Source organism: Halomonas sp. AOP7-E1-9, assembly GCF_052376035.1.
GTDB lineage: Bacteria > Pseudomonadota > Gammaproteobacteria > Pseudomonadales > Halomonadaceae > Vreelandella > Vreelandella citrativorans.
On record NZ_JBQSVC010000001.1, the window covers coordinates 73,929 to 100,272 of the forward strand.

At 54.5% G+C, this 26,344-nt stretch carries 28 protein-coding genes; 3 read left to right on the top strand and 25 right to left on the bottom strand.

The annotated features are described in order from the left end of the window. Positions 1–4: 4 nt before the first annotated feature. Positions 5–1,279 carry an ATP-dependent RNA helicase RhlB gene (gene rhlB, locus ACT3R4_RS00335; protein ID WP_441677079.1) on the bottom strand — a complete coding sequence of 425 codons (1,275 nt, stop codon included), beginning with the start codon at positions 1,277–1,279 and terminating at the stop codon, positions 5–7. A 145-nt stretch (positions 1,280–1,424) separates the two neighbouring features. On the opposite strand from rhlB, the gene ACT3R4_RS00340 reads away from it, so the two are divergent. Next, positions 1,425–1,673, top strand: a complete 249-nt coding sequence (locus ACT3R4_RS00340) for a hypothetical protein (RefSeq protein WP_172116396.1) — start codon at positions 1,425–1,427, stop codon at positions 1,671–1,673. Continuing rightward, positions 1,673–2,512, top strand: coding sequence for an exodeoxyribonuclease III (xthA, locus tag ACT3R4_RS00345; RefSeq protein WP_193056307.1), 840 nt, complete (start codon positions 1,673–1,675; stop codon positions 2,510–2,512). The genes ACT3R4_RS00340 and xthA overlap by 1 nt, the downstream gene beginning before the upstream one ends. Here the strand turns inward: xthA and ACT3R4_RS00350 are convergent. The 14 genes from ACT3R4_RS00350 to ACT3R4_RS00415 all read right to left on the bottom strand — a co-directional run bounded on the left by ACT3R4_RS00350 (position 2,505) and on the right by ACT3R4_RS00415 (position 14,839). After that, positions 2,505–3,569, bottom strand: a complete 1,065-nt coding sequence (locus ACT3R4_RS00350) for a hypothetical protein (RefSeq protein ID WP_441677078.1) — start codon at positions 3,567–3,569, stop codon at positions 2,505–2,507. The genes xthA and ACT3R4_RS00350 overlap by 8 nt on opposite strands. Positions 3,570–3,573: 4 nt before the next feature. Beyond that, positions 3,574–4,344: an energy transducer TonB gene (locus ACT3R4_RS00355; RefSeq protein ID WP_441677077.1), complete on the bottom strand. Its 771-nt coding sequence runs from the start codon at positions 4,342–4,344 to the stop codon at positions 3,574–3,576. After that, positions 4,341–4,748: an ExbD/TolR family protein gene (locus ACT3R4_RS00360; RefSeq protein ID WP_172116392.1), complete on the bottom strand. Its 408-nt coding sequence runs from the start codon at positions 4,746–4,748 to the stop codon at positions 4,341–4,343. Before ACT3R4_RS00360 ends, ACT3R4_RS00355 begins: the two co-directional genes overlap by 4 nt. Next, a complete protein-coding gene (locus ACT3R4_RS00365) occupies positions 4,741–5,283 on the bottom strand; it encodes a MotA/TolQ/ExbB proton channel family protein (RefSeq protein ID WP_441677076.1) in 543 nt (180 codons plus the stop codon). The genes ACT3R4_RS00360 and ACT3R4_RS00365 overlap by 8 nt, the downstream gene beginning before the upstream one ends. Position 5,284: 1 nt before the next feature. Continuing rightward, positions 5,285–6,649, bottom strand: coding sequence for a MotA/TolQ/ExbB proton channel family protein (locus tag ACT3R4_RS00370; RefSeq protein ID WP_441677075.1), 1,365 nt, complete (start codon positions 6,647–6,649; stop codon positions 5,285–5,287). After that, the gene (locus tag ACT3R4_RS00375) at positions 6,646–7,431 is read right to left on the bottom strand and encodes a DUF3450 family protein (protein WP_441677074.1); all 786 of its coding nucleotides are present in this window, start codon (positions 7,429–7,431) and stop codon (positions 6,646–6,648) included. The genes ACT3R4_RS00370 and ACT3R4_RS00375 overlap by 4 nt, the downstream gene beginning before the upstream one ends. 271 nt (positions 7,432–7,702) lie before the next feature. Next, positions 7,703–8,116, bottom strand: a complete 414-nt coding sequence (locus ACT3R4_RS00380) for an NUDIX hydrolase (RefSeq protein ID WP_192526379.1) — start codon at positions 8,114–8,116, stop codon at positions 7,703–7,705. A gap of 38 nt (positions 8,117–8,154) precedes the next feature. Continuing rightward, positions 8,155–9,126: a class 1b ribonucleoside-diphosphate reductase subunit beta gene (nrdF, locus tag ACT3R4_RS00385; RefSeq protein ID WP_087109253.1), complete on the bottom strand. Its 972-nt coding sequence runs from the start codon at positions 9,124–9,126 to the stop codon at positions 8,155–8,157. A gap of 85 nt (positions 9,127–9,211) precedes the next feature. After that, positions 9,212–11,395 carry a class 1b ribonucleoside-diphosphate reductase subunit alpha gene (nrdE, locus tag ACT3R4_RS00390; RefSeq protein ID WP_441677073.1) on the bottom strand — a complete coding sequence of 728 codons (2,184 nt, stop codon included), beginning with the start codon at positions 11,393–11,395 and terminating at the stop codon, positions 9,212–9,214. Continuing rightward, positions 11,377–11,814: a class Ib ribonucleoside-diphosphate reductase assembly flavoprotein NrdI gene (gene nrdI / locus ACT3R4_RS00395; RefSeq protein ID WP_192526378.1), complete on the bottom strand. Its 438-nt coding sequence runs from the start codon at positions 11,812–11,814 to the stop codon at positions 11,377–11,379. Before nrdI ends, nrdE begins: the two co-directional genes overlap by 19 nt. Positions 11,815–11,821: 7 nt before the next feature. Then, positions 11,822–12,043, bottom strand: coding sequence for a glutaredoxin-like protein NrdH (gene nrdH / locus ACT3R4_RS00400; protein WP_087109257.1), 222 nt, complete (start codon positions 12,041–12,043; stop codon positions 11,822–11,824). A 251-nt stretch (positions 12,044–12,294) separates the two neighbouring features. Beyond that, a complete protein-coding gene (locus ACT3R4_RS00405) occupies positions 12,295–12,906 on the bottom strand; it encodes a superoxide dismutase (RefSeq protein ID WP_441677072.1) in 612 nt (203 codons plus the stop codon). A 200-nt stretch (positions 12,907–13,106) separates the two neighbouring features. After that, the gene (locus ACT3R4_RS00410) at positions 13,107–14,033 is read right to left on the bottom strand and encodes an electron transfer flavoprotein subunit alpha/FixB family protein (protein ID WP_172116385.1); all 927 of its coding nucleotides are present in this window, start codon (positions 14,031–14,033) and stop codon (positions 13,107–13,109) included. A gap of 56 nt (positions 14,034–14,089) precedes the next feature. Next, positions 14,090–14,839, bottom strand: coding sequence for an electron transfer flavoprotein subunit beta/FixA family protein (locus ACT3R4_RS00415; RefSeq protein ID WP_192526376.1), 750 nt, complete (start codon positions 14,837–14,839; stop codon positions 14,090–14,092). A gap of 392 nt (positions 14,840–15,231) precedes the next feature. On the opposite strand from ACT3R4_RS00415, the gene ACT3R4_RS00420 reads away from it, so the two are divergent. Continuing rightward, positions 15,232–16,896, top strand: a complete 1,665-nt coding sequence (locus tag ACT3R4_RS00420; protein WP_192526375.1) for an electron transfer flavoprotein-ubiquinone oxidoreductase — start codon at positions 15,232–15,234, stop codon at positions 16,894–16,896. Between the two features lie 47 nt (positions 16,897–16,943). Here the strand turns inward: ACT3R4_RS00420 and ACT3R4_RS00425 are convergent, their stop codons facing one another. The 10 genes from ACT3R4_RS00425 to acpP form a co-directional block, all read right to left on the bottom strand. Beyond that, a complete protein-coding gene (locus ACT3R4_RS00425) occupies positions 16,944–19,151 on the bottom strand; it encodes an ATP-dependent helicase (RefSeq protein WP_441677071.1) in 2,208 nt (735 codons plus the stop codon). Then, positions 19,148–19,732 carry a DUF1285 domain-containing protein gene (locus ACT3R4_RS00430; protein ID WP_441677070.1) on the bottom strand — a complete coding sequence of 195 codons (585 nt, stop codon included), beginning with the start codon at positions 19,730–19,732 and terminating at the stop codon, positions 19,148–19,150. Before ACT3R4_RS00430 ends, ACT3R4_RS00425 begins: the two co-directional genes overlap by 4 nt. A 25-nt stretch (positions 19,733–19,757) precedes the next feature. After that, the gene (locus ACT3R4_RS00435; protein ID WP_441677069.1) at positions 19,758–20,597 is read right to left on the bottom strand and encodes a TatD family hydrolase; all 840 of its coding nucleotides are present in this window, start codon (positions 20,595–20,597) and stop codon (positions 19,758–19,760) included. 45 nt (positions 20,598–20,642) lie between these two features. Then, the gene (locus ACT3R4_RS00440) at positions 20,643–20,975 is read right to left on the bottom strand and encodes a PilZ domain-containing protein (protein ID WP_193053761.1); all 333 of its coding nucleotides are present in this window, start codon (positions 20,973–20,975) and stop codon (positions 20,643–20,645) included. Positions 20,976–21,065: 90 nt separating this feature from the next. Beyond that, on the bottom strand, positions 21,066–22,052 hold the full coding sequence (locus ACT3R4_RS00445) for a DNA polymerase III subunit delta' (protein ID WP_193053762.1): 987 nt from the start codon (positions 22,050–22,052) through the stop codon (positions 21,066–21,068). Beyond that, entirely contained in the window at positions 22,043–22,696 is a 654-nt protein-coding gene (tmk, locus tag ACT3R4_RS00450; protein ID WP_441677068.1) for a dTMP kinase, read from the bottom strand. Before tmk ends, ACT3R4_RS00445 begins: the two co-directional genes overlap by 10 nt. Positions 22,697–22,759: 63 nt before the next feature. Then, a complete protein-coding gene (gene mltG, locus ACT3R4_RS00455; protein WP_441677067.1) occupies positions 22,760–23,764 on the bottom strand; it encodes an endolytic transglycosylase MltG in 1,005 nt (334 codons plus the stop codon). Positions 23,765–23,773: 9 nt separating this feature from the next. Continuing rightward, complete coding sequence (gene pabC, locus ACT3R4_RS00460) at positions 23,774–24,601, bottom strand: aminodeoxychorismate lyase (protein ID WP_441677066.1); 828 nt, start codon at positions 24,599–24,601, stop codon at positions 23,774–23,776. 6 nt (positions 24,602–24,607) lie between these two features. Next, complete coding sequence (fabF, locus tag ACT3R4_RS00465) at positions 24,608–25,846, bottom strand: beta-ketoacyl-ACP synthase II (RefSeq protein WP_441677065.1); 1,239 nt, start codon at positions 25,844–25,846, stop codon at positions 24,608–24,610. A 191-nt stretch (positions 25,847–26,037) separates the two neighbouring features. Next, positions 26,038–26,271 carry an acyl carrier protein gene (gene acpP, locus ACT3R4_RS00470; RefSeq protein ID WP_008956801.1) on the bottom strand — a complete coding sequence of 78 codons (234 nt, stop codon included), beginning with the start codon at positions 26,269–26,271 and terminating at the stop codon, positions 26,038–26,040. Positions 26,272–26,344: the final 73 nt, after the last annotated feature.

Sequence of the window (26,344 nt, forward strand, 5' to 3'; positions counted from 1 at the left end):
TGCTTTACAGCATACCTTCCGGCGGATGTTCGCAGGGCAGTTTGCCGTTGATATAGCGTTCGATCTCAGGCAATGAGAAGGCATCTTCTTCGCCCACAAAGCTGATGGAAACGCCTTTGGCGCCTGCACGACCGGTACGACCAATACGGTGAACGTAGTCTTCCGGGTCTTCAGGCAGCGTGTAGTTGATGACGTGGCTTACGTCTTCAATGTGAATTCCGCGGCCTGCCACATCCGTAGCAACCAACACTTGAATATCACCTTCGCGGAAACGCTCAAGCGTAGTGATGCGCTGGTTTTGCGGTACGTCACCCGACAGCATGGCCGCACTGATACCGGCTTTTTTCAGCAGGTCATCCAGCTTACGAACCAAATCGCGGCGATTACCGAATACCATCACACGCTCAAAGCTCTCTTGCTCAAGCAGGTTTACCAGCAGGCGCTGCTTATCGTCGTCCGAGACGAGATAAACACGCTGGTCAATATCCGCTTGGTTTTCAACCGTGACTTCAATCTCAACGTGGGCTGGGTTAACCGTCCACTGATTGGCCAGATTGAGAATATCGTCGGTAAAGGTGGCAGAAAACAGGAACGTCTGGCGCTCTTCTGTCTTCGGCGTGTAGCGAATAATACGCTTCACGTCAGGAATAAAGCCCATCGACAGCATACGGTCGGCTTCATCCAATACCAGCACTTCCACTTCAGAAAGGTCGATATCACGCTTTTGATGGAAATCCAGCAAGCGGCCTGGCGTTGCGACCAGGATATCAATCTTTTTGCCCAAACTTTCGCGCTGCTTTTGATAGTCCATCCCACCAACAACGCTGGCCACGTTCAACTGCGTAAAGCGAGCAAGCGCCTTGGCGTCTTTTTCGATTTGCAGGGCCAACTCACGCGTAGGCGCAATAATCAGTGCTCGCGGCGCACCGGGCTTTTGACCATCAGGTGCAGGCTCTTCAAGGAAGTACGCCATTACCGAGATCAAAAATGCAGCCGTCTTGCCGGTACCGGTTTGCGCTTTACCCACTATATCGCCACCCAGCAGCGTTGCACGTAGCGCTTCAGCCTGGATCGGCGTGCAGTATTCAAACCCTTGGGCATGAATGGCGCGCATCAACGGTAGCGGCAGATCAAAGTCATGAAAGCGCCATTTGCCAGCCACGGCAGGCACCTGAAACTGACGAAGATCCCAGCTAGACTGGCGGCGACGCGGTTTCCGACGGCGACGTTTCGGCTTGCGGTTCTGGGCCGATGCTATGGTCTGTTCCGACTCGCTCATAGGCTATGTATCTGTCCATTACTGTGAATGTTAGGCATCACGAAGCGCGTATTGTATCAGGGGTTGGCGCTAAGAGCGCGTCCTGCTGTCGAAGGTAGGCCAGAGCCTGTTAGAATATGGCTTAATTCGACATAAGGAGCGCGACATGACGCGTAAGAAAAAAACACGTTCTTTGGCTGACAAGGTGACGATTCGCACCGGGCGCCGCAAAGACTATAAACAGTGGCGCCATGATAACCCCGACCAGGTGACCTCATCACGCCGTTTTGTCGCCAAAAAGCAGCAGCAGCGTAAACTTCAGGCAGAGCGCAAGCTGGCGCGCCAACAGGAGGGCCAAAGTATCGCCATCCATCCTGACAAAGAGGCGGATCATACGCCAGAGGATAAATCGTAATGCGATTGGTTTCTTTCAACATCAACGGCATCCGCGCTCGGCTTCATCAGTTGCAGGCCTTGATTGATACCCAGCAGCCTGACGTTATAGGCCTGCAGGAAACCAAAGTACAGGACAGCGAGTTCCCCCTGGCCGATGTAGAGGCTATGGGCTATCACGTCTATTACCATGGGCAAAAAGGCCACTATGGGGTGGCGTTAATGTGCCGCCAAAAGCCCCAGGACATCTTTTATGGCTTTCCCGATGATGGCGAAGAAGCGCAGCGGCGCATGATTGGCGTACGCTTGCTGGCTAACGACGGCGAATCAGTCACCGTTTGGAACGGCTACTTCCCACAGGGTGAAAACGTTAGCCATCCGACGAAATTTCCCCATAAAGCGCACTTTTACCGCCAACTCACAAGTCTGCTCAACAAACATTACCGTGCGGACGAGCGTCTAGCGATTATGGGTGATTTTAACATTTCACCTGAAGATCAGGATATCGGTATTGGCGAGGCAAGCCGCAAGCGCTGGCTGCGTGAAGGCAAAGCAAGTTTTCAGCCGATTGAGCGCGAATGGCTGGCGGGCATCAAAGCCTGGGGACTAACCGACAGCTATCGCCTTTGCTACCCAGAGAACAATGAGCGGTTCAGTTGGTTTGATTATCGTTCCAAAGGCTTTGACCGCGAGCCCAAACGTGGCCTACGGATCGACTATATTCTAGTAACACAGCCGCTTGCCGACTGCATTCAGGCAGCGGGGATCGATTATGAGCTGCGCGCTATGGAACGCCCCTCCGACCATGCACCGACCTGGAGCGATTTTGCGATTACGCTCAGTACTTCTGACGTTAATTGAAATTGGCCAGCCACTGGCTGGCTTCTTCATCGCCCAACTCAGCTGCCTGGAAAAGCGCCTGCTCGGCCTGCTCTTCATTTCCCCAGGCATAAGCCAACTGCCCATATTGGCGCCAGTCCTTGGCCGCTTGGGTATATTCAGCCAATGTTTGCCAGGCACTTAGCGCATTATCGACGTGCTTGGCCTGCTGCCAGGACGTGGCGAGCAAGCGTAACGAGTGCTCATCTCGCTCAAGCTCCCCCTTCGCCAAGGCATTTTCCACATGTTCAGCGGCCCGCGCAGGCGTTCCTCCACTTCGATGTAACTGAACCAGTAGCCAAAAGTCATCCTTTGATTCCAGCTTACCCAACTGCCACGCCATTTCCCACAAGCCAGCGGCGACGCCTGGCTGGCCTGCCTGCTGGGCAAGCCCCGCTGCCTGCTGCCACGCGTCTCTATCGCTTTGTGGGCCCAGGCCTTCAACCAACCAGCCAAGCGCCTGCTCGCTTTGCCCTGAATGTCGTAGTACGGCAAGCGCCAGTGCTTGCTGGCTCTCATCAAGCGCTTGTGTTTGCTCAACGGCCTGATTCAGCCGCTCAGCGGCAGCATCCCACTGCGCCTCTTGCGCCATCAAACGCACCAACTGCCATAGCGCGGCGATATCCTGCTCGCTCTCTAGCCATTCGCTCAATAAATCAATGGTCTGCTCATTTTGCCCCGCCACACGCCGCAGCGACGCTTCTTCACGCAACCAACGCGCTGCCTGCTCTGCACCCACACCGCTGGTCTGACGCGCCAATGCGAGATGATCAGCGGCCTGAGCTGGCTTTTCCTGGCGAGCCAAAGCGCTTGCCGCCAGCTGATGGTAGAGCGCACTGGCCCAACGGTCAGAAACATTTCCTCCAGCCAATCGATTCGCCTGGGCGGTGGCGCGTTCAGCCACGGTCTCAAACGCACCACTTTTCAACTGCTCTTGCTGCGTTTTCAAATCACGAATGATGTCACCCGAAAGCGGTGCATCGGCCTGGGCGGCAGAAGCCCAAACACTGAACATTAGAATCCATGCTAAACGCTGCATTCCGCTACCTCAATTGAAACTCTATGCGCTGTGTGGCACGCCGGATCTGCTGGCTGCTGGCAAACTGCCACTGCCCAATAGCCTTTTGGGCGGCGTCATCAAATACACGCCGTGGCTGAGAATTCGTTACTCGAACGGAGGACCGGTCAACGCTACCATCGCGACGAATAATAAATTCCACCTCAACGAACCCTTCCATACCTCTGCGCTGCGCGCGCGGTGGATAATTGGGGTTAACACGATTGGTAGGCGCCACCTGCCCGACACTTACTGGCTCGTTGGAAGGCGGCGCTTCGGCTACCGGGGCCGCTTCACGCTGAGCGGGTGCCTCCGTGGGCGTCTCTACTGGCGCTGCTTCCGTCGGCGGCTCTGGGGATGGCTCAGGTGCAGGTTCCGGCTGCGGTGCGGGCTGAGGCTCGGGTTGAGGCTCGGGCGCTATTTCCGTTAACTCCGGCAGCTCATCATCCATCTCCACCGGCTCGACGGGTACGTCAGGTAGCTCTACATCAGGCAGCGTAATAGCACTATCGGTTACCGGAGGCGGCTCGGGTGTCGGCATGGGCGGCGGCACCTGCTGAGGCGTGGCTTGCGCAGGCTGCGGCGCTGGCGCCTCTTGCTCAGGCGCCACTTCTGGCGCTTCCACCATATTCATGGTCATGGTCATTATCGGCGTTTCAGGCTCGCTTTCTGGCGGCGTTACCAGTAGCGCCAGCAGCCAAAATAGACCCACTGCCAGCGTAATTCCCACCAGAAAGGACACCGCATGACGCATCATGGCGCACTCCGGCTCGCAGCGACGGCCACCTGCTCTACCCCAGCCTCTTTAAGGCGATCCATAACTTCAATGAGCAACCCGGTCGTCGATGCCCGGTCCGCCTGGATCACGGCAGACCCTTGCTCGGTCAACATACCGGCCACTTCCCGCCCCACGTGATGGACATCCACTGGCTTACCGTCCACCCAGACAGCACCTTCAGGCGTAATAGCCACCAGCACCTGCGCTTCCGGGCGTGGACTCGCCGCACTCGATTCCGGGCGTTCAATCTCGATACCGCTCTCTTTAATAAAACTGGTCGTTACGATAAAGAAGATCAGCATAATGAACACCACATCGAGCATGGGCGTCAGGTTGACTTCATTGCTTTCTGCGTTTGCGTCCATTGAACGGCGTCTACGCATCACTCTCCTCCAAGGCACGTGCCAGCCGGTCATGCAACCGCTGATCTTCTCGACGAATCACATGCTCTAAACGACTAATAAACAGAAGCCCCACGACCGCAATCGCCATGCCGGTTAACGTAGGCAGCGTTGCACGCGCCACGCCATCGGCCATCGCACGCGCTTGATGCGTATCACTCATCGAGAGGCTATCAAATACGGTAATCATGCCGGTAACAGTACCCAGCAGGCCTAGCAAGGGGCAGAGCGCGACCAGCAGCTTTAACCAGGGCAGCGGACGACGAAGCCTGGCCACTAGTGCTTCTGTCCACACGTGGCGTAGCGTGCGCGCGCTCCAGCTGCGGTGGTCGCGGCGCTCCGCCCAGCGACGAACCAACTGCCGACGGGCGGAACGCCAGGTAATGCGGTAGTACCACCAGCGCTCTATCGCCATGCCGAACACCAGCACCGCGACCAACGCTAGCACGACCAGAACCGCACCACCGGCATCGACTAACCGCTCTACCGGTTCAAGCCAGAGAGGTAGCGTGGGCATATCAATTCACCGACGTAGCATGAGCAGTAGATTGAGCTTCCAAATGATCCGCCAAGGTCGCACTCGCCTCGCCTTCAATCACCTGGCTTAAGTGACGGCTGCGGCTTGAAAGCGCCGTTTGCGCAAACAGCAAAGGCACCGCCGTAATGAGGCCCAGCACCGTGGTGACCAATGCCTGGCTAATGCCCCCTGCCATGAGCTGCGGATCGCCGGTGCCAAACACGGTAATCGCCTGAAACGTTACAATCATGCCGGTCACCGTACCTAACAACCCCAGCAGCGGTGCAATAGCAGCCAATAGCTTAACAATGGGCTGACCCCGCTCAATGCGCGGCAACTCTGCCAGTACCGCTTCATCCAAACGTGCTTCTAACGCTTCAGGGGTTTGGTGCTTATCCATCTCTTTAAAGCGAAGCAACACGCGGCCTAGTGGGTTATTCGACTGCAACTGATTAAGCGACTGACGTTGGCGGCGCACGCGAAGACTCTGTAGCACCAAGTAGGCATATTGCCCCAGCGCCACCAGCAGACCCAACACCCCCAGCACGACGATGACATAACCGACGTACCCGCCCTGCTGGAAACGCTCCCACAGGCTAGGACGTTGAGAAAGCGCCTGTAAAACGGGGCCTTGAGTGGGGTCAATCAGGAATTCCCTGCTTTCTCCCTGATGGTAAGCCGCGAGCACACTTTGAATTTCGTCTGGCGTACGCGGCGCTTCGGCCAAATGACTGACGTCACCTTCTTGCTGAAGTAGTGCATTTTCCGTAAACGCGGCGAAGTCACCCAATCGAACCACGTTACGGGGCGCGATCGTGCCGCTGGAATCCGCGACCGGAAGCTCCAAACGTTCAACCTGCCCGGTTTTTGCAGCCAGCGTTGCCAAACTGTCGACCACGTTTTCTAGCTGACGACGTTCAAGCACTTCCGCGTTATCCAGGCGAGGCGGCAGTATCTCTTCTTGCAAGGTTAACCAGCTATCTTCACCCAATGCGTTGCGCACTTCGGTACTGTGTCGCGCAAGGTTTGCCAACAAGCCGGAAAGCGCTTCACCCTGTTCGTTCTGGCGCTCGGTTAACTCACTGGCCTGCTCAGCCTGCTCGGTTTGCTGGGCTTGCAGCGCCTCACGCTGCTCCTCGGCTGACTGGTGGGCGGCGCGAGCCTCTTCAAGCGCTGCATTTAACGCTTGCTGATCTTCCAAAAAGCGCGCCAAGCGCTCCTGGTCACGCGCCTCAGCGGCCTGGCGTGCTTCGCGTAGCGATGAAACAGGCTCACTTTGCGCCGAGACGCCGAAACTGACGGCGACAAGCCCCACCAACAAACCAGCACTTACCAGGCGTTGCAGACGTTGACGATTGACGCTCATGGCTGACCTCCCTGCTGTTCTGCAACGGTAATGGATAGCGGCAACCTCAATAGATCCGGCGTGCGCTGGTCAGCGGCGATGCGCAGACCATTGCGGACTTCGCGCCGTGCTCGCTCATCCAACGGTAGCCATTCATGGTTGGCGGCATCCCAAACACCGCCTTCCCGAGCGTCTGGCGTCAGGTAGTAAAATCCAATTCTACCGACGCGTAGATAATCTACTTCCCGAGCATTGCCTTCAGGGCTTTGCAAACGTCCGCGCCAGTTATCAATGTCACGGCCGTATTCAAGCTCTACTCGCCATGCTTCTAATAAGCCGTTGATCCGCTCAACGGTATTGCTGCTCTGCGCCTCATCAGAGTGCACGACTCGAGCCAAGCGCTCATCGCGCAAGAACGGCATATCCTGCTCAATCCAGCGCGTTAGCTGTGCTTGCATATCCTGCTCGATAAGCGGTAGCGCCGCGCGTGTCTCTTCCAGAGTATTCAGTGCAGTACTTAAACGCTGCTGACGTTCGGCTTCTTCTACCAAACGCGCACTTAGCGACGCGTTTGTGGCCTCCATTTGGCGAGTCTCACGCTCTAGCCGACGTAACTCTTCTAGCGCGCCCCGGGTCTCTTCATCGGCTGCATCAATTTGCTGCTGCAGGGCCACCTGGGTTTGTTGGGCTTCTACGCTCTGGGCCGCCTGGCCCGCTGTTTCATCGCTTGCCATTAGCCCACCGCTGACTAGCACGAAGGCTAAGCAACACGTACGCACGGCAAAGAAAGACCTGTTCAGCACGTCGACTCTCCATTACTGCCTAGCGAGCTTTACCATTAGCCACACTAGAAACCAATTAAGTATAAGAACGATTTGCGTTTAAATTCTACGCGTTAGCCTACCACCATCTCAATAAATGACAATATTTATCATTAACATTAAGACGTTTTTTGCTTTATTTTGGGTATAAAAAAGGGCGCCAAATGGCGCCCCGCTTATAATGGTGATGCTTGATGTCTTAAACGTTCAACATGACACATGTCTTTATGGCTCAGTCTTTATGGCACGGCCTTTATGACACAGTCTTTATGACATAGCCTTTGGTTAGCGGCGCGAGTGGAAGCTCCCACGCCTGCTCACGGCTTACCCATTTGGCTTCAGCGATTTCAGCGGCCGCCTCTACCGGCTCATCAATCACCAGCCCATAGAGCTGCGCTTCAATCGTCATGCCAGGCTCATTCGCCGCCGGGGCCTTCTGTACGCCCAAAGGAAGCAGCCGGTCTTCAGTGACATGCAAACCGAGCTCTTCTTTAAGCTCACGACATAGTGCTGCCAGTGCCGTTTCACCCGGGTCGATCTTACCGCCCGGCTGCATAAAGAAAGCGGTGCCCTGTTTACGCACCAGCAGCAGTCGACCATCAAGGTCACTTACAACGGCCGCTGCGATTTTCAGTACACTGGCCGTGTTTGGCGTTACATCTGGCATGGCCCTTCCCTCTTTTTACCGCTTACCGGATGAGACTATTAAAACTCCCAGTCATCATCTTCAGTGGCAATGGCTTTGCCAATAACGTACGAGGAGCCAGAGCCTGAGAAGAAGTCGTGGTTTTCATTCGCGCTGGGCGACAGAGCCGCCATAATCGTCGGGTCAACGTCGGTCACGCTACTGGGGAACAGCGGCTCATAGCCCAGGTTCATCAGCGCTTTGTTGGCGTTATAATGAAGAAATTTCTTCACATCTTCCGACAGCCCCACTTCGTCATACAGTGACTCGGTGTAGCGCACTTCATTATCATACAGCTCAAGAAGCAGCTCATACGCGTAATCCTTGACTTCCTGCTGACGCTCGGGCGTGGCTTCTGCCAAGGCTTGCTGGAATTTGTAGCCAATGTAGTAACCGTGTACCGCTTCATCGCGAATAATCAAACGAATAAGATCAGCGGTGTTGGTTAGCTTGGCGTGGCTGGACCAGTACATGGGCAGATAGAAGCCCGAATAGAACAAAAAGGACTCCAAAAATACGCTGGCCACCTGGCGCATCAACGGGTCATCAGAGCGATAGCGCTCCAGAATCAGTTCTGACTTAGCCTGGAGCGTGGGATTCTCTTCACTCCACCGGAAGGCATCATCCACATCGCGCGTGGCGCATAGCGTCGAGAAAATCGAGCTGTACGAGCGCGCATGCACCGACTCCATAAACGCAATATTGGTGTATACCGCCTCTTCATGGGGTGTGCGAGCATTTTCCATTAGCACCGGAGCACCAATGCTGCTTTGGATCGTATCCAGCAGCGTCAGGCCTGTAAACACGCGAATGGTTAGCTGCTTTTCCTGCTGGGTCAGTGTGTTCCACGATTGAATATCGTTGGAAAGCGGCACTTTTTCCGGCAGCCAAAAGTTACTGGTCAGGCGATTCCATACTTCAAGATCCTTGTCATCCTGAAGACGGTTCCAGTTGATCGCATTCACCCGCGATAAGCGTTGCGTGGTAGTCATGAAATAACTCTCATTAAAAGCGCCGTATTACATACGGCGCACAAGTACAGAATATCAAATGCTGGCAATTTGCCAGGCACGGGTATTAAAGCGTGCAGGAAACACAGCCTTCCACTTCAGTACCTTCCAGCGCGCTTTGGCGCAGACGAATGTAATAGAGCGTTTTAATACCTTTTCGCCACGCGTAAATCTGCGCCTTATTGATATCACGCGTTGTCGCAGTGTCCGGGAAGAACAGCGTCAATGAGAGTCCCTGATCAACGTGCTTGGAAGCCTCAGCGTAGGTATCAATAATCTTCTCAGGGCCAATTTCATAAGCGTCCTGGAAGTAATCAAACGTGGACTCGCTCAAGAACGGCGCAGGGTAATAAGCACGCCCCAGCTTGCCTTCTTTACGAATCTCGATCCTGGCCGCTACCGGGTGGATACTTGAGGTCGAGTGGTTAATATAGGAAATAGAGCCCGTGGGCGGCACCGCCTGCAAGTTGCGATTATAAAGGCCGTGGGCCATTACCGAGGCCTTGAGCTCCTGCCAGTCCTGCTGAGTAGGCAGCGTGATGTCGCTACGCTCGAACAGGCCGCGTACTTTATCGGTGCGTGGCAGCCACTCCTGGTCGGTATATTTATCGAAGAACTCGCCCGTTGCATATTTGGAGTCTTCAAAGCCTGCAAACGTATCATTATGCTCAATCGCCAAGCGGTTCGACGCGCGGATGGCATGAAAGGCGATGCAGTAGAAATACAGGTTGGTAAAGTCCAACCCCTCTTCAGAGCCATAATAAATGTGTTCGCGAGCCAGGTAACCGTGCAGGTTCATCTGACCAAGACCAATAGCGCGTGACTTGGCATTACCTTCGGCAATAGAGGGTACGCTACGTAGATTGCTCATTTCTGAAACTGCGGTTAACCCGCGAATGGCGATCTCAACGCTTTCGCCAATATTGCCGGCGTCCATTACCTTGGCGATGTTCATCGATCCCAGGTTACAGGAGATATCCTGACCCATTTGGCGATAGCCAAGATCATCGTCGTATTCGGTAGGTGTATTGACCTGCAGAATTTCCGAACACAGGTTACTCATATTGATACGACCAGCAATCGGGTTCTCCCGGTTGACCGTATCTTCAAACATGATGTACGGATAGCCCGACTCAAACTGCAGCTCTGCCAGTGTCTGGAAGAACGCCCGCGCATTGATTTTGTGCTTACGGATACGCGCGTCCGCGACCATCTCATGGTATTTCTCGGTAACGCTGACGTCGCCAAACGGGACGCCATAAACGCGCTCAACGTCGTAAGGCGAGAACAGGTACATATCGTCATTGCGCTTGGCAAGCTCAAACGTAATATCCGGAATCGTCACGCCCAGCGACAACGTTTTAATGCGGATTTTCTCGTCAGCATTTTCACGCTTGGTATCCAAAAAACTCAGGATATCGGGGTGGTGCGCATTCAGATAAACCGCGCCAGCGCCTTGGCGAGCACCCAACTGGTTCGCATAGGAGAAGGCGTCTTCCAAGAGTTTCATGATCGGGATAATACCCGACGACTGATTCTCAATACGCTTGATGGGTGCGCCGGACTCACGGATATTGCTCAACAAAAAGGCAACACCGCCGCCCCGCTTGGAAAGCTGTAGCGCTGAGTTAATCGAGCGACCGATCGACTCCATATTGTCTTCAATACGCAGCAAGAAGCACGATACCAACTCACCACGCTGCTGCTTGCCGCAGTTCAGGAAGGTAGGCGTCGCTGGCTGGAAACGACCACTGATTATTTCATCAACCAAGGATTTTGCCAGCGCTTCATCGCCGCGCGCCAGGGTCAGTGCCACCATGCATACGCGGTCTTCATAGCGCTCAAGGTAGCGCTTACCGTCGAACGTTTTTAGCGTATAGCTGGTGTAGTACTTGAAGGCACCTAAAAAGCTTGGAAAACGGAATTTGTAGGCATACGCCTGCTCAAACAACGCTTTAACAAAAGCGAAGCTGTATTGGCCGAGCATCTCCGCTTCGTAATAGCCCTCTTCCATCAGGTAATCGAGCTTTTCTTCCAGCGAGTGGAAAAAGACGGTGTTCTGGTTAACGTGTTGCAGGAAGTACTGACGTGCTGCTTCACGGTCTTTATCCAGCTGTAGCTCACCGTTGGCACCGTACAAATTAAGCATCGCGTTTAGCGCGTGGTAATCCAAAGTACGCGCTTCGGAAGCTCCCGTAGCCGGCCGTTTGGGTTCAGCCTGGTTTTTCGTGACTAGGTTTGTCGTTTCCAAAACTCTTCTACTCCTTTGCGAACCTTGGCCACGTCATCGTCGGTGCCAAAGAATTCAAATCGATACAGCAATGGCACACGGCACTTTTCTGCAATAACGCGACCAGCCAGGCCATACGCATCACCAAAATTAGTGTTACCGGCAGCAATGACGCCGCGAATAAAGCGTCTATTCTGCTCATCGTTAAGAAAGCGAATAACTTGCCCTGGCACCGCACCTTTTGCCTCGCCGCCCCCGTAGGTGGGCGTGATTAATATATAAGGTGCTGTGGCATGTAGCGTCGGTTCATCACGCCCTAGCGGAAGGCGCTGTGCGGCCAGACCAAGTTTTTGTACAAAACGATGAGTGTTACCTGATTTGGTGGAGAAATAAATTAGGCTGCCGACCTGGGGTGTTGCAGCGGCGGCGTCCACCAACATAGCAATTTTACGCCAACGCTTGGATACGGTCCGGGCGGAAACCCGACCAGTGATCATCACCAGCAACGACCACTGGAAGCTGGCGGTAGCCAAGGGCTTCTACTTCTTGCTGGGCACCTGACTCAGCGGTGATATCGATAACGGTATACGCTAGACCCTGTTTATCCAGAGCACGGTAGGTAGCAGTACACTGAACACAAGCAGGCTTGCTATAAATCTGGATTGCCATGGTCATTTTCCCCTTTTCATAGCGGTATTTTTCGGGCAGAGCATATCTAGTACCTCCCCCCCTCTGAAGACATCACACATACTATATATAGACCATGGGAAAATCAATTCAAGCATATATAGTATTTTTTCATCCACAGGTTATTGACAGCTCATGCCCAGCCTACGGCCTGAAACAAAAAAACCGCCCCACAGAGGGGGCGGCATTGTGCAGGCGCCAACGGCTGGCATCCTGCCCGACATAGCGCTAAATTAAGCGATAGCAGCCTGATAGCGACGCTCTACGTCTTCCCAGTTAACGACGTCGAAGAACGCAGCAACGTAGTCAGGACGCTTGTTCTGATACTTCAGGTAGTAGGCGTGCTCCCATACATCCAGGACGAGCAGCGGCGTGTTGCCGTGCATCAACGGGTTATCCTGGTTCAGCGTATTTTCAACAACCAGCTTTTTCGCGGGAGTCACGGAGAGCCATGCCCAGCCGCTACCAAAACGACCTACGGCTGCCTTTTTGAACTCTTCCTTGAAGGAGTCCAGGCCGCCTAGTTCGCTATCAATAGCATTGGCAACATCGCCCTGAGGTTGACCACCACCGTTCGGCGACATCATTTGCCAGAACATGGAGTGGTTGGCATGGCCGCCGCCGTTGTTAATAACCGCTTGGCGCTTGGCTTCCGGCACACGGTCCAGGTTTGAGACGAGCTCTTCAATCGCAACGTCCTCAAGACCTGTGCCCTCAAGTGCAGCGTTGAGGTTATTGACGTACGTTTGGTGGTGACGCGAGTGGTGAATTTCCATGGTCATCGCATCAATATGCGGCTCGAGTGCGTCATAAGCGTACGGCAGTTCGGGAAGTGTATGTGCCATATTATCATCTCCTTGAGTGGCTTGCGTTGCGTTCATCATGATAGGTGTGGTCAGCCCACACCTTTTTCAACCGCTTTGGCGGCACTTTCTCACATTGCCCGTACTTTAGCCAACTACGGGCAGTTTATCTAATTTACTCTCCTAAAAAAGCCGGCTTTTAATAAGCCGGCTTGGGTAAACCAAGTCAATCCAGAAACGCCTTACAGCTTGCTCTCAAGTTCAGGCAGAATCTCGAACAAATCGCCTACCAGACCATAGTCCGCTACTTGAAAGATCGGTGCTTCATCGTCTTTATTAATCGCGACAATGACCTTGGAGTCTTTCATGCCCGCCAAATGCTGAATGGCGCCCGAAATACCTACGGCAATATAGAGATCAGGTGCCACGATCTTGCCGGTTTGCCCGACCTGCATGTCGTTAGGAACAAAGCCTGCATCTACCGCTGCCCGTGAGGCGCCTACGGCCGCCCCCAGCTTGTCGGCGATACCGTCCAGCAGCTTGAAGTTCTCGCCATTGCCCATGCCGCGGCCGCCTGAAATAACCACTTTGGCGCCACCCAGCTCGGGTCGGTCGGACTGTGCAAGTTCTTCTTTAACAAAGCTTGACTGGGTATTTTCAACCACCACATCGACCGCTTCTAGCGTAGCGCTGCCGCTGCTGGCAACGGCATCAAACGCGCTGGAGCGTACGGTAATTACTTTCAGCGCATCATCACTTTTCACGGTGGCGATGGCGTTCCCCGCATAAATGGGACGCAGGAAGGTGTCAGCGCTCTCAATGCCAATGACGTCGGAAAGCTGGCTAACATCTTTTAGGGCAGCCAAACGCGGCAACACATTTTTACCGGTTGTGGAGGCGCTCGCCAGCACATGGGTGTAACCACTGGCTAACTCCACCAGCAGCGCGCCCATGGGCTCAGCCAGTTGGTAAGCGTAAACAGCGTTATCTGCAACCCGCACCTTGCTGACGCCATCAAGCTTGGCGGCTGCTTCAGCGGCAGCCTGGACGCCCTCTCCAGCCACCAGAACGTCAATATCGCCACCGATGGCTTTGGCGGCAGCTACCACGTGAGCGGTGGCGCTGGCGAGTTGGCCGTCATTGATATCGGCAAGTACCAAAATGCTCATTAGATCAGCTCCTTTCAAAGCACTTATCTTGAAGAACTTATCTCAAAGAACTTTTCTTAAAGAACTTTGGCTTCGTTTTTTAGTTTATCGATCAATTCATCCACCGACGCAACCTTAATACCGCCTTTACGTTCTGCCGGGGACTCGACTTTCAAAAGGCTTACCCTGGATGCCACCTCAATGCCGTAATCGGCAGGGGTTTTGACGTCCATCGGTTTCTTTTTAGCCTTCATGATATCCGGCAGCTTGGCGTAGCGTGGCTCGTTCAAGCGCAAATCGGTTGTCACAATGGCAGGCAGCGTCAGCGCAACAGTCTGCAAGCCGCCATCGATTTCACGGGTAACGTTAACCGTATCACCATCAATGGCCACTTCTGAGGCGAACGTGCCTTGCGGCAAGTTGGTTAAGGCAGCCAGCATCTGGCCCGTCTGGTTATTGTCGGTGTCGATCGCCTGCTTACCCAGGATGACCAAGCCGGGCTGCTCTTCGTCAACCACCTTGGCCAGCAACTTGGCAACTGCTAGCGACTCAACTCGCTCGTCGGTTTCGATGTGAATAGCGCGGTCAGCACCCAGCGCCAGCGCGGTACGCAGCTGTTCCTGGGCGGCTTTGGGGCCAACGGTGACGGCCACTACTTCAGTAGCAACGCCCTTCTCTTTTAGGCGTACCGCCTCTTCCACCGCAATTTCGCAGAAGGGATTCATGGCCATTTTGACATTGGTAAGATCAACGTCAGAGTGATCTGCTTTGACGCGGATTTTGACGTTATAGTCGATGACGCGTTTAACCGCGACGAGTACTTTCATAGGTTCCTCGCTTGGCTGGTGGCAAAAGCCGTTAACCAAAGTCGGCACCCGCCCAGCGGACACCGCTTATAAAAGAGTCAGCCTCGCCATACGCGATGACGATGCCGAAGAGATTCATGCAAGCGTTTGATAGGCACGCAGTTACAAAACCTTGTTAATTTGCCACAGCCTGCCCAATGGCAACAATACCCATTCGCTACCGCTATAGTCGAACAATCGCCAAACAGGGCTACGTTTGGGCCACTGAGCATGAAACGCGCTTTTAGCATCGTAGGCGTGACCTGACCACGGTATTATGCCTATCATGGAGCATAACCAGAAGCAAACGACCGTTTTATATTAAGGCCGTGTTTTTATAAGGCACTGCACTTATGAGAATAAGGAGAGACCAGGTGGAAAATGTTGAACGCGACGTCATGGACTTTGATGTAGTGATTGTAGGCGCGGGTCCTTCTGGGCTTGCCGCTGCCTGCCGCCTGATGCAGCAAGCAAATGAAGCCGAACAAGAGCTGACCGTCTGCGTGGTGGAAAAAGGCTCTGAAGTCGGTGCACACATTTTATCTGGCGCGGTGTTTGAGCCACGGGCGCTCAATGAGCTCTTTCCCGACTGGCAAGAGCGTGGTGCCCCTTTGAACACTCCCGCCATTCGCGATGATGTTTACCTGCTCAAAGATGCCCAAAAGGCACAGAAGTTGCCCAATTCGTTGGTCCCCAAAAGCATGCACAATACCGGCGGTGATCAAACGCGCTACGTGATCAGTGCTGGTAATCTGTGCCGCTGGCTTGCCGAGCAAGCTGAAGCGCTGGGTGTTGAAATTTTCCCCGGCTTCGCCGCCCAGGACGTCATTATTGAAGAGGATGCCGTACGCGGCATTTTGATAGGTGACATGGGCGTCGCCGCTGACGGCACGCCGAAAGATGGCTATATGCCGGGTATGGAGCTGCGTGCCAAATACACCCTGTTTGCTGAAGGTGCGCGTGGTCATTTAGGCAAACGCTTAATCAAGCATTTTTCCCTTGATGCTGGACGCGACCCGCAACACTACGGCATTGGCCTAAAAGAGCTCTGGGACGTTCCCGCTGACAAGCATGAACCCGGGCTCGTGGTTCACGGTTCTGGCTGGCCGCTGGATAAAGATACCTCTGGGGGCTGGTTCCTGTATCACGCTGAAAACCAGCAGGTAGTGGTTGGCCTGATTATGGATCTTTCCTATCAGAACCCTTGGCTTTCGCCGTTTGATGAATTTCAGCGCATGAAGCACCACCCAGCGCTTAGCCAATATCTGGAAGGCGGTAAGCGTGTGGCTTACGGCGCCCGGGCGCTCACCAAAGGGGGCTTTAACTGCCTGCCTAAAATGACGTTTGCAGGCGGCCTACTGATTGGCTGTGATGCAGGAACCCTTAATTTCTCCAAAATCAAAGGCCTGCATACCGCCATGAAGTCAGGTCTGGTGGCCGCTGAAAGCGTTTTTGAAGCCCTAAAAGCAGGTGATGAAGGCGCGCAAGAACTGGCTAGCTTTACCCAAAAGTGGGAGGCCAGCTGGGCTTACGAAGAGCTTAAAGAGAGCGCAAGCTTTGGACCCGCCATGCATAAGTACGGCACCGTGGGTGGCGGCGCTTACAACTTTGTTAATCAGTTGCTGGGCAACAAGCTGCCCAATGTTCACGACACGACCACTGATTACGGCGCTCTAAAACCGGCGGCTGAGTTTGAAAAAATCAACTATCCCAAGCCGGACGGAAAGCTCTCGTTTGATAAGTCGTCTTCGGTGTTTCTCTCCAACACCAATCACGAAGAGGACCAGCCGTGCCACCTGCACCTGGACGATCCTGACATTCCGATTAAGCACAACTTACCCAAGTATGCCGAGCCGGCCCAGCGTTACTGCCCTGCAGGCGTGTATGAAGTGGTAGAGGATGATGCTGGGCAGCCACGCTTTCAGATCAACTTCCAGAACTGCGTGCACTGCAAAACCTGTGACATTAAGGACCCGGCCCAGAATATTACCTGGGTAGCGCCTGAAGGCGGCGGCGGGCCCAACTATCCCAATATGTAAGCTGTAAACAGCAGGCGCCAAACAGAGCCACTTGCACCGCCTAACCGTTAGGCGGATTGCACAGGTGGCTCTAATCGCTCAATGGGTGCACGGCGAGCAATTAAACGTCGCCTGCCTGCTTGAACAAAACGCACATCAATGACCGGGTCAGAGGGATTACCTTCTACCGAGGCAACCTCTCCCTCACCAAAAACGGCGTGATGCAGCCGCTGTCCGGGGTAAAAGTGCTCCCCTGGCGCATAAGCGGCCTGGGGCTCCTTCACCTCGGGCGCCGTTAACGTAATATCGTCACGCCCTAACCGCTCAAGATAGCGCCGTACAATCGCTGGCGAAGCCGCCTGTAACACAGCGCTTGTGGGCTCGCTCTTCGCCAGGCACTCGGCAACCTGCATGCTGTCTTGCCATGCGCTTTCAGCAATAAAGCGACTTGGGCGATGCGAGCCACCATCGTGCATAACCAGAAGCTGCTCTTCTGCGCGAGTAATCGCGACATAAAAGAGTCGGCGTTCTTCTTCAAGGCGCTCATCGCTCAGCGGCGTATCCCGGCTATAATGCGGGAAGTCTTCCTCATTGACGCCGGCGACTACCACAAGCGGCCACTCCAACCCTTTGGCACCATGCACGGTTGAAATCAGGACACCCTCGGCCTGGTTTTCAACCGGACGCTCTAATAACGCTATAAAGGCGTCCGGATTAGGCACGCCTTGAGCCTGTTCGATCAGCACATCCAAAAGGCGGACGTCCTCCTCGCCTTTATCCCGCCGGGCTGCGGCACGCTTTAGCGTTTTTTCAGCGTCGATGCTTTCCACCACATGGCTAAGTAATTTAGCGGATGGCCATGCACGTAGCCGGGGAAGCTCACACAATAACGCCCAGCGTTTTTTTAACGTACGCCGTTGAAGCGGCTTTAGCTCAGTAAGCACGGGGTCATGCCGTTCTGGCCACTCTTGCGTAGTGGCCAACTGGTAGGCCAAGCGCTGTAGCCGTTCCCGTGCGACAAAAGGCGTTGGCTGAGAGAGCAGTAACAGCAAGTGTTCTGGGTCGTGGAGAAGCTCAGGACGGCGAGATAGCTTTAAGTAACCCACTAACGCCTGCACCAACGGTAAGCGAAAAACAAAACGATCTTCACGCAGTAAACGAAAGGGGATGCCGGCCTGCAATAACGCCAGCTGGAACGGTACGGAAAGTGCCCAACTGCGCACTAACAGGCTGACCTGGTGAAAAGCGCGCCCCTGCGCACTCCAATCCATCAAGGTATCCAGCAGGACAGCACTTCCCTGCCCGACCGATACCCGCGTATGCGGATTATTTGCCGCCGCTAAACAGAGCTGATCGGGACGTCGTTGATTGGCAACAATCGCATGATTCGCGGTTAACGCCAGCGCATGCCCATGGCGAAACGTCGTTGATAGTGGGTAATCGGTGGGCTGCCCGAAGGTCGCGGTAAAATCCTCCAGCATGGTGTCCGGCCGCGCACCACGCCACTCGTAAATGCACTGATTAGCATCCCCTACCGCCATAACCGCCGCCGTGCTACCCGCCAATACCGCAAGGAGGCGTTGCTGCGCCGCGTTGATATCCTGATACTCATCAATAATGACGTGGTCCAAAAAGCCTTCCACGCGCTGGCGTAGCGTAGCGTCAGCTTCCAGCGCCTGGAGCGGCCGATACAGCAAATCGGCGTAGGTCATAAGACCTTCATCCGCGAGCATTCGCTCTGCTTCGTTAAACGCGCTGGGGAAGTAATCAGTGTCCGGCTCGTAGTTAAGCCGCTCATAAAGTGCTTGAGGTTCGGCCATTTCTGCTTTGACCAGATTACAAAAATGCGCCAGCGCCTCCAGGCGCTCGCCCTCAATGGCCGCATCGCGCCGCTCAACGCTTTCACGCAGCACATGTAAACTGGCCTGGCGAAGCAAGCGCTCCAACTGCCAGTCAGCCGACAGCAATCGGCGTGGTGCGAGCACTCCCCAACGGCACAGACTTTGGGTTAATCGATGCCCCAGCGAGTGAAAAGTACGCACCGCAGGCAGCGCCTGCCCGTAGGGGGCCATGCTTACCAAGCGTTGATGAAAATCATCCCGTGCTGAGCGGTTAAACATCAATATCAGCATCCGCTTGGGCGCAACCCCACCGGCCAGCAGATGCAGCACTCGGGCTGCCATGGTGGTGGTTTTACCCGCACCGGCGACTGCCGCTACTCTGGCATGGCCGTTTTCATGATGGACAACAGCGTGTTGTTCTGCGGTTAACTTCACAAAGCCTCACTCGGTGCGCCATTATCGCCGCCAGCGGCGTCCTCAGCATCCACACAGCCGAGTGGAAACCACTCACCGGCACTCCACACACCGACTTCACACTGGCCATTAGCCAGTGTTTTCATACTTGCTGCATCAACCAGTTGATAAAACACATGGCGATGTAATCGGGCGGATAACCCATACCGGACAGCAATTTCCGGCAGCATCTCGCCACCTTGAGTCTCGCTGAACGCTAGAGGGTGTGTCGCGTCAAGGCGCACGACATCTTCAAACTGGGTCGTAAACCACCAGGCATCCTCATGAAAGTCGGCCTCAACAGCCACAAAAGGCAAATCGTCCACCTGGAGACACCAGCGCTCAACAGGCGTCACCAGGCAGTAGCCTTCCGGGTCGTGGCGCAACAGCGAGGATAGCAAACGCGCAACATCAAGGCGGGCAAACGGCTGCCCTTCGTGTAACCAGGTGCCGTCTGCTTGAATCACAATATTGATATCGCCAGACAGCGCTGGCCGCCACTGATCCACAGGCGGAATAGTGGCCCCACTTTGACGCTGCTGCAGGAGTCGATCAATATTCATTGCATCCGCCTTGCGCTAATACCGCTTAACGTGAAGACACGAGCCCAGACTGCGCCAGGGCTTGTTTAACATGCGCAGGCGCATCGGGCACGGCTGCTTTAAACAGCTGAAAGAAGTTGGCCGTCGTTTGCATGGCCACTTCATCGACGCTGATGCCCCGCGCCTTGGCGATGCACTCTGCCACCTCAACAACCCACGCAGGTTCGTTGGGTTTGCCACGGTAAGGCACAGGGGCCAAGTAAGGACTATCGGTTTCAATAAGCAGACGATCCAGCGGCAGTTGGCGGGCCAATTCACGCAGCGACGCCGCGTTATTAAAGGTAATAATACCGGACAACGAAATATAGAAGCCAAGCCGCACCGCTTCACGCGCCATGTCCAAGTCTTCCGTAAAGCAGTGGAGCACACCACCGACGCGTGGATCGCTATATTCTCGCAACAAGGCAAGCGTGTCTTCCTTGGCTTCCCGGGTATGCACGATAACGGGCAACTCAAGCTCGCGGGCAGCGATCAAGTGCTGCTTAAAGCGCTCATACTGCACCGCAACCGGCACGCTTTCCCGATAGTGATAATCTAGCCCGGTTTCACCAATGGCAATGGCGCCGTACTGCTCTGCGGCTTCTTGAATATCACTCGCCACTGGCTCTTGCACAGGCGTATGCAGCGGATGAAGGCCCGCAGAAATAGCGACGTCGCTATGCTCACGAGCAATCGCAGCGAGCCCTGGCATATCCTCAAGGCTCACTGAAATAGCCAAAAACTGGCTAACGTTTGCAGCTCTAGCCGCGTTTAGCGTGGCGGCGATATCACCACCATGCGTGTGCTCCGACAAACGATCCAAATGACAGTGCGAATCAACAAACATGAACGTCTCATCAACCAAAAAGAGAAATAAAAAGGCGGGATAACGCTAAAGCGTCAATGAAGGAGCCGTATGATCATCAGCTTCCAGCAGCATTTCGATGTGCTCGCGCAGAGCGCTATCCTTAAAGCTAAAGTGAACGCCAATTCCCGCAACGCGCTGACTACTTATCTCGTCAGGCGATACCCATACGACATCACCCAAAACCGTCAGGCGCTCACACTCACCTGGCAACGTGAGCAATAAAGTGACCTGATCACCCAGCGCATAGGGCGTTTTAGTCGGTACAAATAGACCTCCACGCTCCAAAAACGGCATATAAGCTGAAAATAGCGTAGACGCATCAGGCACGGTGAGGGCAAGGGCTTTTTGAATACTCATATCAACCTCGCTCGCCGGTAAATCCATGACCACCATCGTAACGACATGACTAGAAGGTGATGGTTGAAATCCATAGCCAACGCAATAACGCTATGAGCGCAGCAGCGCTGCCCAACGCACTAGCCATGCTTCAAGCACCAGTTGCGGGTTTGGATTGGCTCCAACCGCTAACAGGCGCCGCTGTTCTCGGGCGTAATCCAGCAAACGAAACCAATCCTGCGCACGGCCATTTTTGACCGCTTGGCGGTAAAGGGGTTCTAAATCGGGATTGTGCAGTACGCTTGCTTCACCTGAAATACCCAAGCGAATTAAGTCTTCAAGCCATGCGATACCGTACCACAAGATAGCGTCAATCGCTTGGCGGTCCAGCCGTGCGGCCTCCGATACCGGCTCAGCGCCTCGCACCAATTGCTCAAAGCAGTCATGAATCTGGTGGCGTAATGCCCGCTCTTCAGGCGAAGCTAATTCAGCCGCCAAAAGCGGCAAACCACCCGACACCCGCCACCAAAAATACGCCTCTTCCTCACCGCCCAACTGTTCGATTAACCAACTGCGACACGCAGTAAAAGGCACACTGGGAAACGACCACTGCTGGCACCGGGAACGAATAGTCGCCAACATGCGAGATGGCACATCAGAAAGCAGAATAAACAGCGTTTTAGCGCCAGGCTCTTCCAGGCTTTTAAGCAACGCATTGGCCGCGGCGATGTTCATGCTCTCGGCCGGTGAAAGAACAATCACACGATAACCGCCCTGTTGGGCGGTCTGTGAGACAAACCGATTAACCTCGCGAATAGGGTCAATACGTATTTGGCGCTTGCCTTCTTCCGGCGAAACCCGCAACAGGTCCGGATGATAACCCGACGCCAGCATGGAACAGCTATGACACTGGCCGCATGCCAGCACATTCGGGCTTGCGCACAACGTGCGGGCAATTAGCGCCTCTGCCAGCTGCTGCTTACCCACACCGTGAGCGCCACTTAACAAAATGGCATGGGGCATACGCCCCTCATCTGACAGCCGCACCAACTGCTGCCATGTGGCCTCATGCCAAGGCAGTAGACCACTTAACGCCATAGCGCTATCCGTTCGGCGAGCACATCCTGAATATCGGCTTGTACGCTAACCAGCGACTGATGGGCATTAATGAGCGCAAAGCGCTTAGGCTCAGCACTGGCACGCTCCAGGTAGGCGTCACGGACAGCTTGAAAGAACTCGCCCCGCTCTTGCTCAAAGCGGTCACGCTGCTCATTTTGACTGTTAAGCCGTGACTCCAGGCGCGACTGCGCCGCCGTTAACGGCATATCAAGCAGTAACGTCAGATCTGGCGTTAGCCCCTTCTGCACAAAGGCTTCAAGCTGGGCAATGCGCTCAACCGACATACCGCGCCCGCCGCCCTGGTAGGCAAAGGTCGCGTCAGTAAAACGGTCGCATACCACCCATGCACCGCGCTCCAATGCAGGCACTATTTTTTCGGCCAGATGCTGCGCTCGCGCGGCAAACATGAGTAACAGCTCAGCATCGGCGTGCAATGGCTCCTGGGGAGCAGGGTCCAGCAGTAGCGCGCGGATCGCCTCGGCGCGCGGCGTCCCCCCCGGTTCGCGGGTGCTCACCACGTCAAGACCTTGCGCTTCCAGCGCTGCGACCACAAAAGCCATATTGGTGGATTTACCTACGCCCTCACCGCCTTCAAGCGTAATAAAGCGTCCCCGCTTGGTCATTGCCATCCCTTAATCAACGCGTGCATCGTTGAGATTAACTTCATGAAAAACCGTCACTTTGGGTCAGCGGTTGCGAATATAGCGATTAACTGCATTATTGTGCTCACGCAGCGTACGTGAAAAGTGGTGTGTACCGTCCCCCTTGGATACAAAATAGAGCGTCTCGCCTGGCAGAGGATCAACCGCTGCTTCAAGCGACGCTCGCCCCGGCATGGCAATCGGCGTGGGCGGCATGCCATCAATCACATAGGTATTGTAAGGCGTGGCTTCACGCAGATCGGCATAGGTAATGCGCCCTTGATACCGGTCGCCCATACCGTAAATCACGGTCGGATCAGTTTGTAGGCGCATGCCCTGCTCCGTCCGGCGCTTAAAGACACCGGCGATCTCACGCCGTTCTTCAGGCGCGCCTGTTTCACGCTCAATCAGCGATGCCATAATAAGCGCCTCATAAGGCGTCTCAATAGTCAGGTCATCCGAGCGTGCGGCCCATACCTCTTCTAAAATGTTTTCCATCCGCACCAACGCTTGGCGCAAAATATCGACGTCACTCATACCCAGGTGGTAGCGGTACGTATCGGGGAAAAACCAGCCTTCTGGAAAGGTGCCTTCTCTATCCAGCAAGGTCATTATTTCTTCATCGCTCAACTCCGCCGTGCGATGTTCCAGCTTGGGTGCGTTATTGAGTAGGTCGCGTAGCTGACTAAATGAGCGTCCTTCTGGAAGCGTCAACGGATACGTCACCACGCGGTTACTGCCTAACAGCGCCAGCATTTCCAGCCCGTTCATGCCAGGCGTTAACTCATATTCGCCCACACGAAGACGGGGAATACGTTCGGGCTGAACCCGAGCCAATACTTGAAAAGCCCAGGCATCCTCAAGAATTCCTTGCGCCTCCAACTGCGCAACCACCTGATTAAAGCCTGCTCCAGCAGGCACCTGATATAAAACAGGGGCTTCTAAAGCAAGAGGAGCTTCTAATCGGCTTTGCCAATAAAAATAGCTGCCTGCGACGCCAACGACGCCCAATACCAGCATAATTCCAACAGCGGCCAGTAACCGTTTCAACGTATCACCTCAACAAAATAGGTCAGGGCTTGCGGTATAAGTTGACGCATAGCCAAGCAGACGATGCGCCCGTGTTTGGAACTTATCGGGCTGATTAATCGGCCAACGCTGCAGACAAACCGCATCTTCAGACAATAACGTCGCCACTGGCCATACGCCCTGTACGGAGTTCGCCACCCAAGCGCGCTCAACGGCGGGTAAGGCCTCAAGGGTAAGATTAGCTTCACGCACAGCGCCTTCAGCAATTAACGCGGCACGCAATGTACCGGCCACGCCACACATATCGAGTGGCGGCGTAAACAGTTCACCGTGTTGCTGCCAAAACAGGTTCATACTGGTCGCCTCGACCAACTGCCCTTGAGCGTCCGCCAGCAAACCTTCGGCAATCGACACATCCTGCCACTCTTGTCGGGCCATTACATTTTCGAGGCGGTTTAAATGCTTGATACCAGCCAAAGCCGGTTGGTGAGCCAAGCGTATGCGGCAGGTACGCACCGTCACGCCGCTTTTCCAGCGCTCAACCATAGGGGCGAAAGAAGTCCGCCGACTTAGTAAACGGGGTGTTGGTGTATCAGGTAATGCATACCCCCTTCCACCACTACCCCGAGTAACAATCAGTTTTAATACCTCAAGCGGTGCCGTGGCGTCTTCCTGCCAAGTGGCATCAATCGCCTCTTGGCAGGGAACCGGAATACCGAGCCGCTGGCACCCCTTCACCAACCGTGCCACGTGGTATGTCCACAGCACCGGTTTACCGTTACGTAGCAGCACCGTTTCGAACACACCGTCCCCATACGCCAGCCCGCGATCATCAAACGGCACCTGAGGCAGGGTCATCTTGCGTTATACCTTTTTAAACAACAGCGAGCCGTTGGTGCCGCCAAACCCAAACGAGTTGGACAAGGCAACATCGATGCGCATGTTACGCGCCGTGTGCGGCACATAGTCCAAGTTGCAGCCTTCCTGGGGGTTATCCAGATTAATCGTTGGCGGTGCCACCTGATCACGAATGGCCAGAATGCTAAACACCGCTTCAACAGCGCCAGCAGCCCCCAACAAATGGCCAATCATGGATTTGGTAGAACTTACCGCTACATTCTGAGCAGCGCTGCTCATTACCCGTTCAACAGCCCGGCTTTCGGCCAGGTCGCCCGCGGCCGTAGAGGTGCCATGCGCGTTAATATAGTGCACTTCGGCAGGGTCCATTTGAGCATCTTTAATCGCATTGCTCATGGAGAGCGCAGCCCCGCGACCATCTTCAGGCGGTGCCGTCATGTGATAGGCATCATCACTCATGCCAAACCCGACAAGCTCGGCATAGATATTCGCGCCACGTGCTTTGGCATGCTCGTACTCTTCAAGTACCAGTACACCGGCACCATCAGAAAGTACAAAACCGTCGCGATCTTTATCCCACGGGCGGCTTGCCGCTTCGGGATTATCATTACGCGTTGAAAGCGCTCGGGCGGCAGAGAAGCCTCCCAGGCCAAGTGGCGTCGTTGCCATTTCAGCACCACCACAGACCATGACATCCGCATCCCCATAGGCAATCGTGCGTGCACTATAGCCAATGTTGTGCGTACCGCTGGTACATGCGGTGGTAATAGCGATGTTAGGCCCTTGAAAGCCATGTTGAATCGCCAAATTTCCCGAGATCATATTGATGATAGAGCCCGGCACGAAAAAAGGTGATACGCGACGAGCGCCGCCCTTGTTAAGCGCATTGTGGTTATGCTCGATCATGGGCAGGCCACCAATACCTGACCCCATGGCTACCCCAATACGCGGTGCATTCTCTTCTGTACAGGTAATGCCAGCATCCTGAATTGCCTGCGCGCCAGCCGCCATGCCGTACTGAATGAACAGGTCCATCTTGCGGGCTTCTTTGGGATTCAGATAAGGGCTAATATCAAAATTCTTAACCGAACCACCAAAGCGTGTATTGAAGCTACTTGTATCAAAGTGCTCAATGGGCGCTATGCCGCTCTTACCAGCCGTAATATTCGCCCATGTTTCATCCACGTTATTGCCCACTGGGGTCACCAGGCCTAACCCAGTTACCACTACCCTTCTTCGTGCCATTAGCTTTCCTCCAGGCATCCATGGTGACTCGACCCATCCGGGTCATTTTCAGTAGAAATCAGATGACTAGTATAACGGAGATTGAACGTTATGTTCACGGTGAAGCACAAAGCAAAAAAGCCGCCCTTTAAAAGGGCGGCTTTTAAGGGGGATGCTAGCACCACACCCTCGTTTGATGCATCAACTTGCCCTTACTGGTGGGCGTTTACGTAGTCGATGGCTTCCTGAACTGTGGTAATTTTTTCCGCTTCTTCATCAGGAATTTCAGTATCGAACTCCTCTTCCAAAGCCATTACCAGCTCAACAGTGTCAAGCGAGTCAGCACCCAGGTCTTCAGTGAAAGAAGAGCTGTTCTGGATGTCTTCTTCTTTAACGTTCAGGCGCTCTGCTACAACTTTCTTAACGCGCTCTTCAATAGTACTCATTAACGTACTCCAGTCGTTCACATTAGCCGTTTTGGATAACCAGCTATTTGGAAACCGCAAGCCAAAAGCTGCG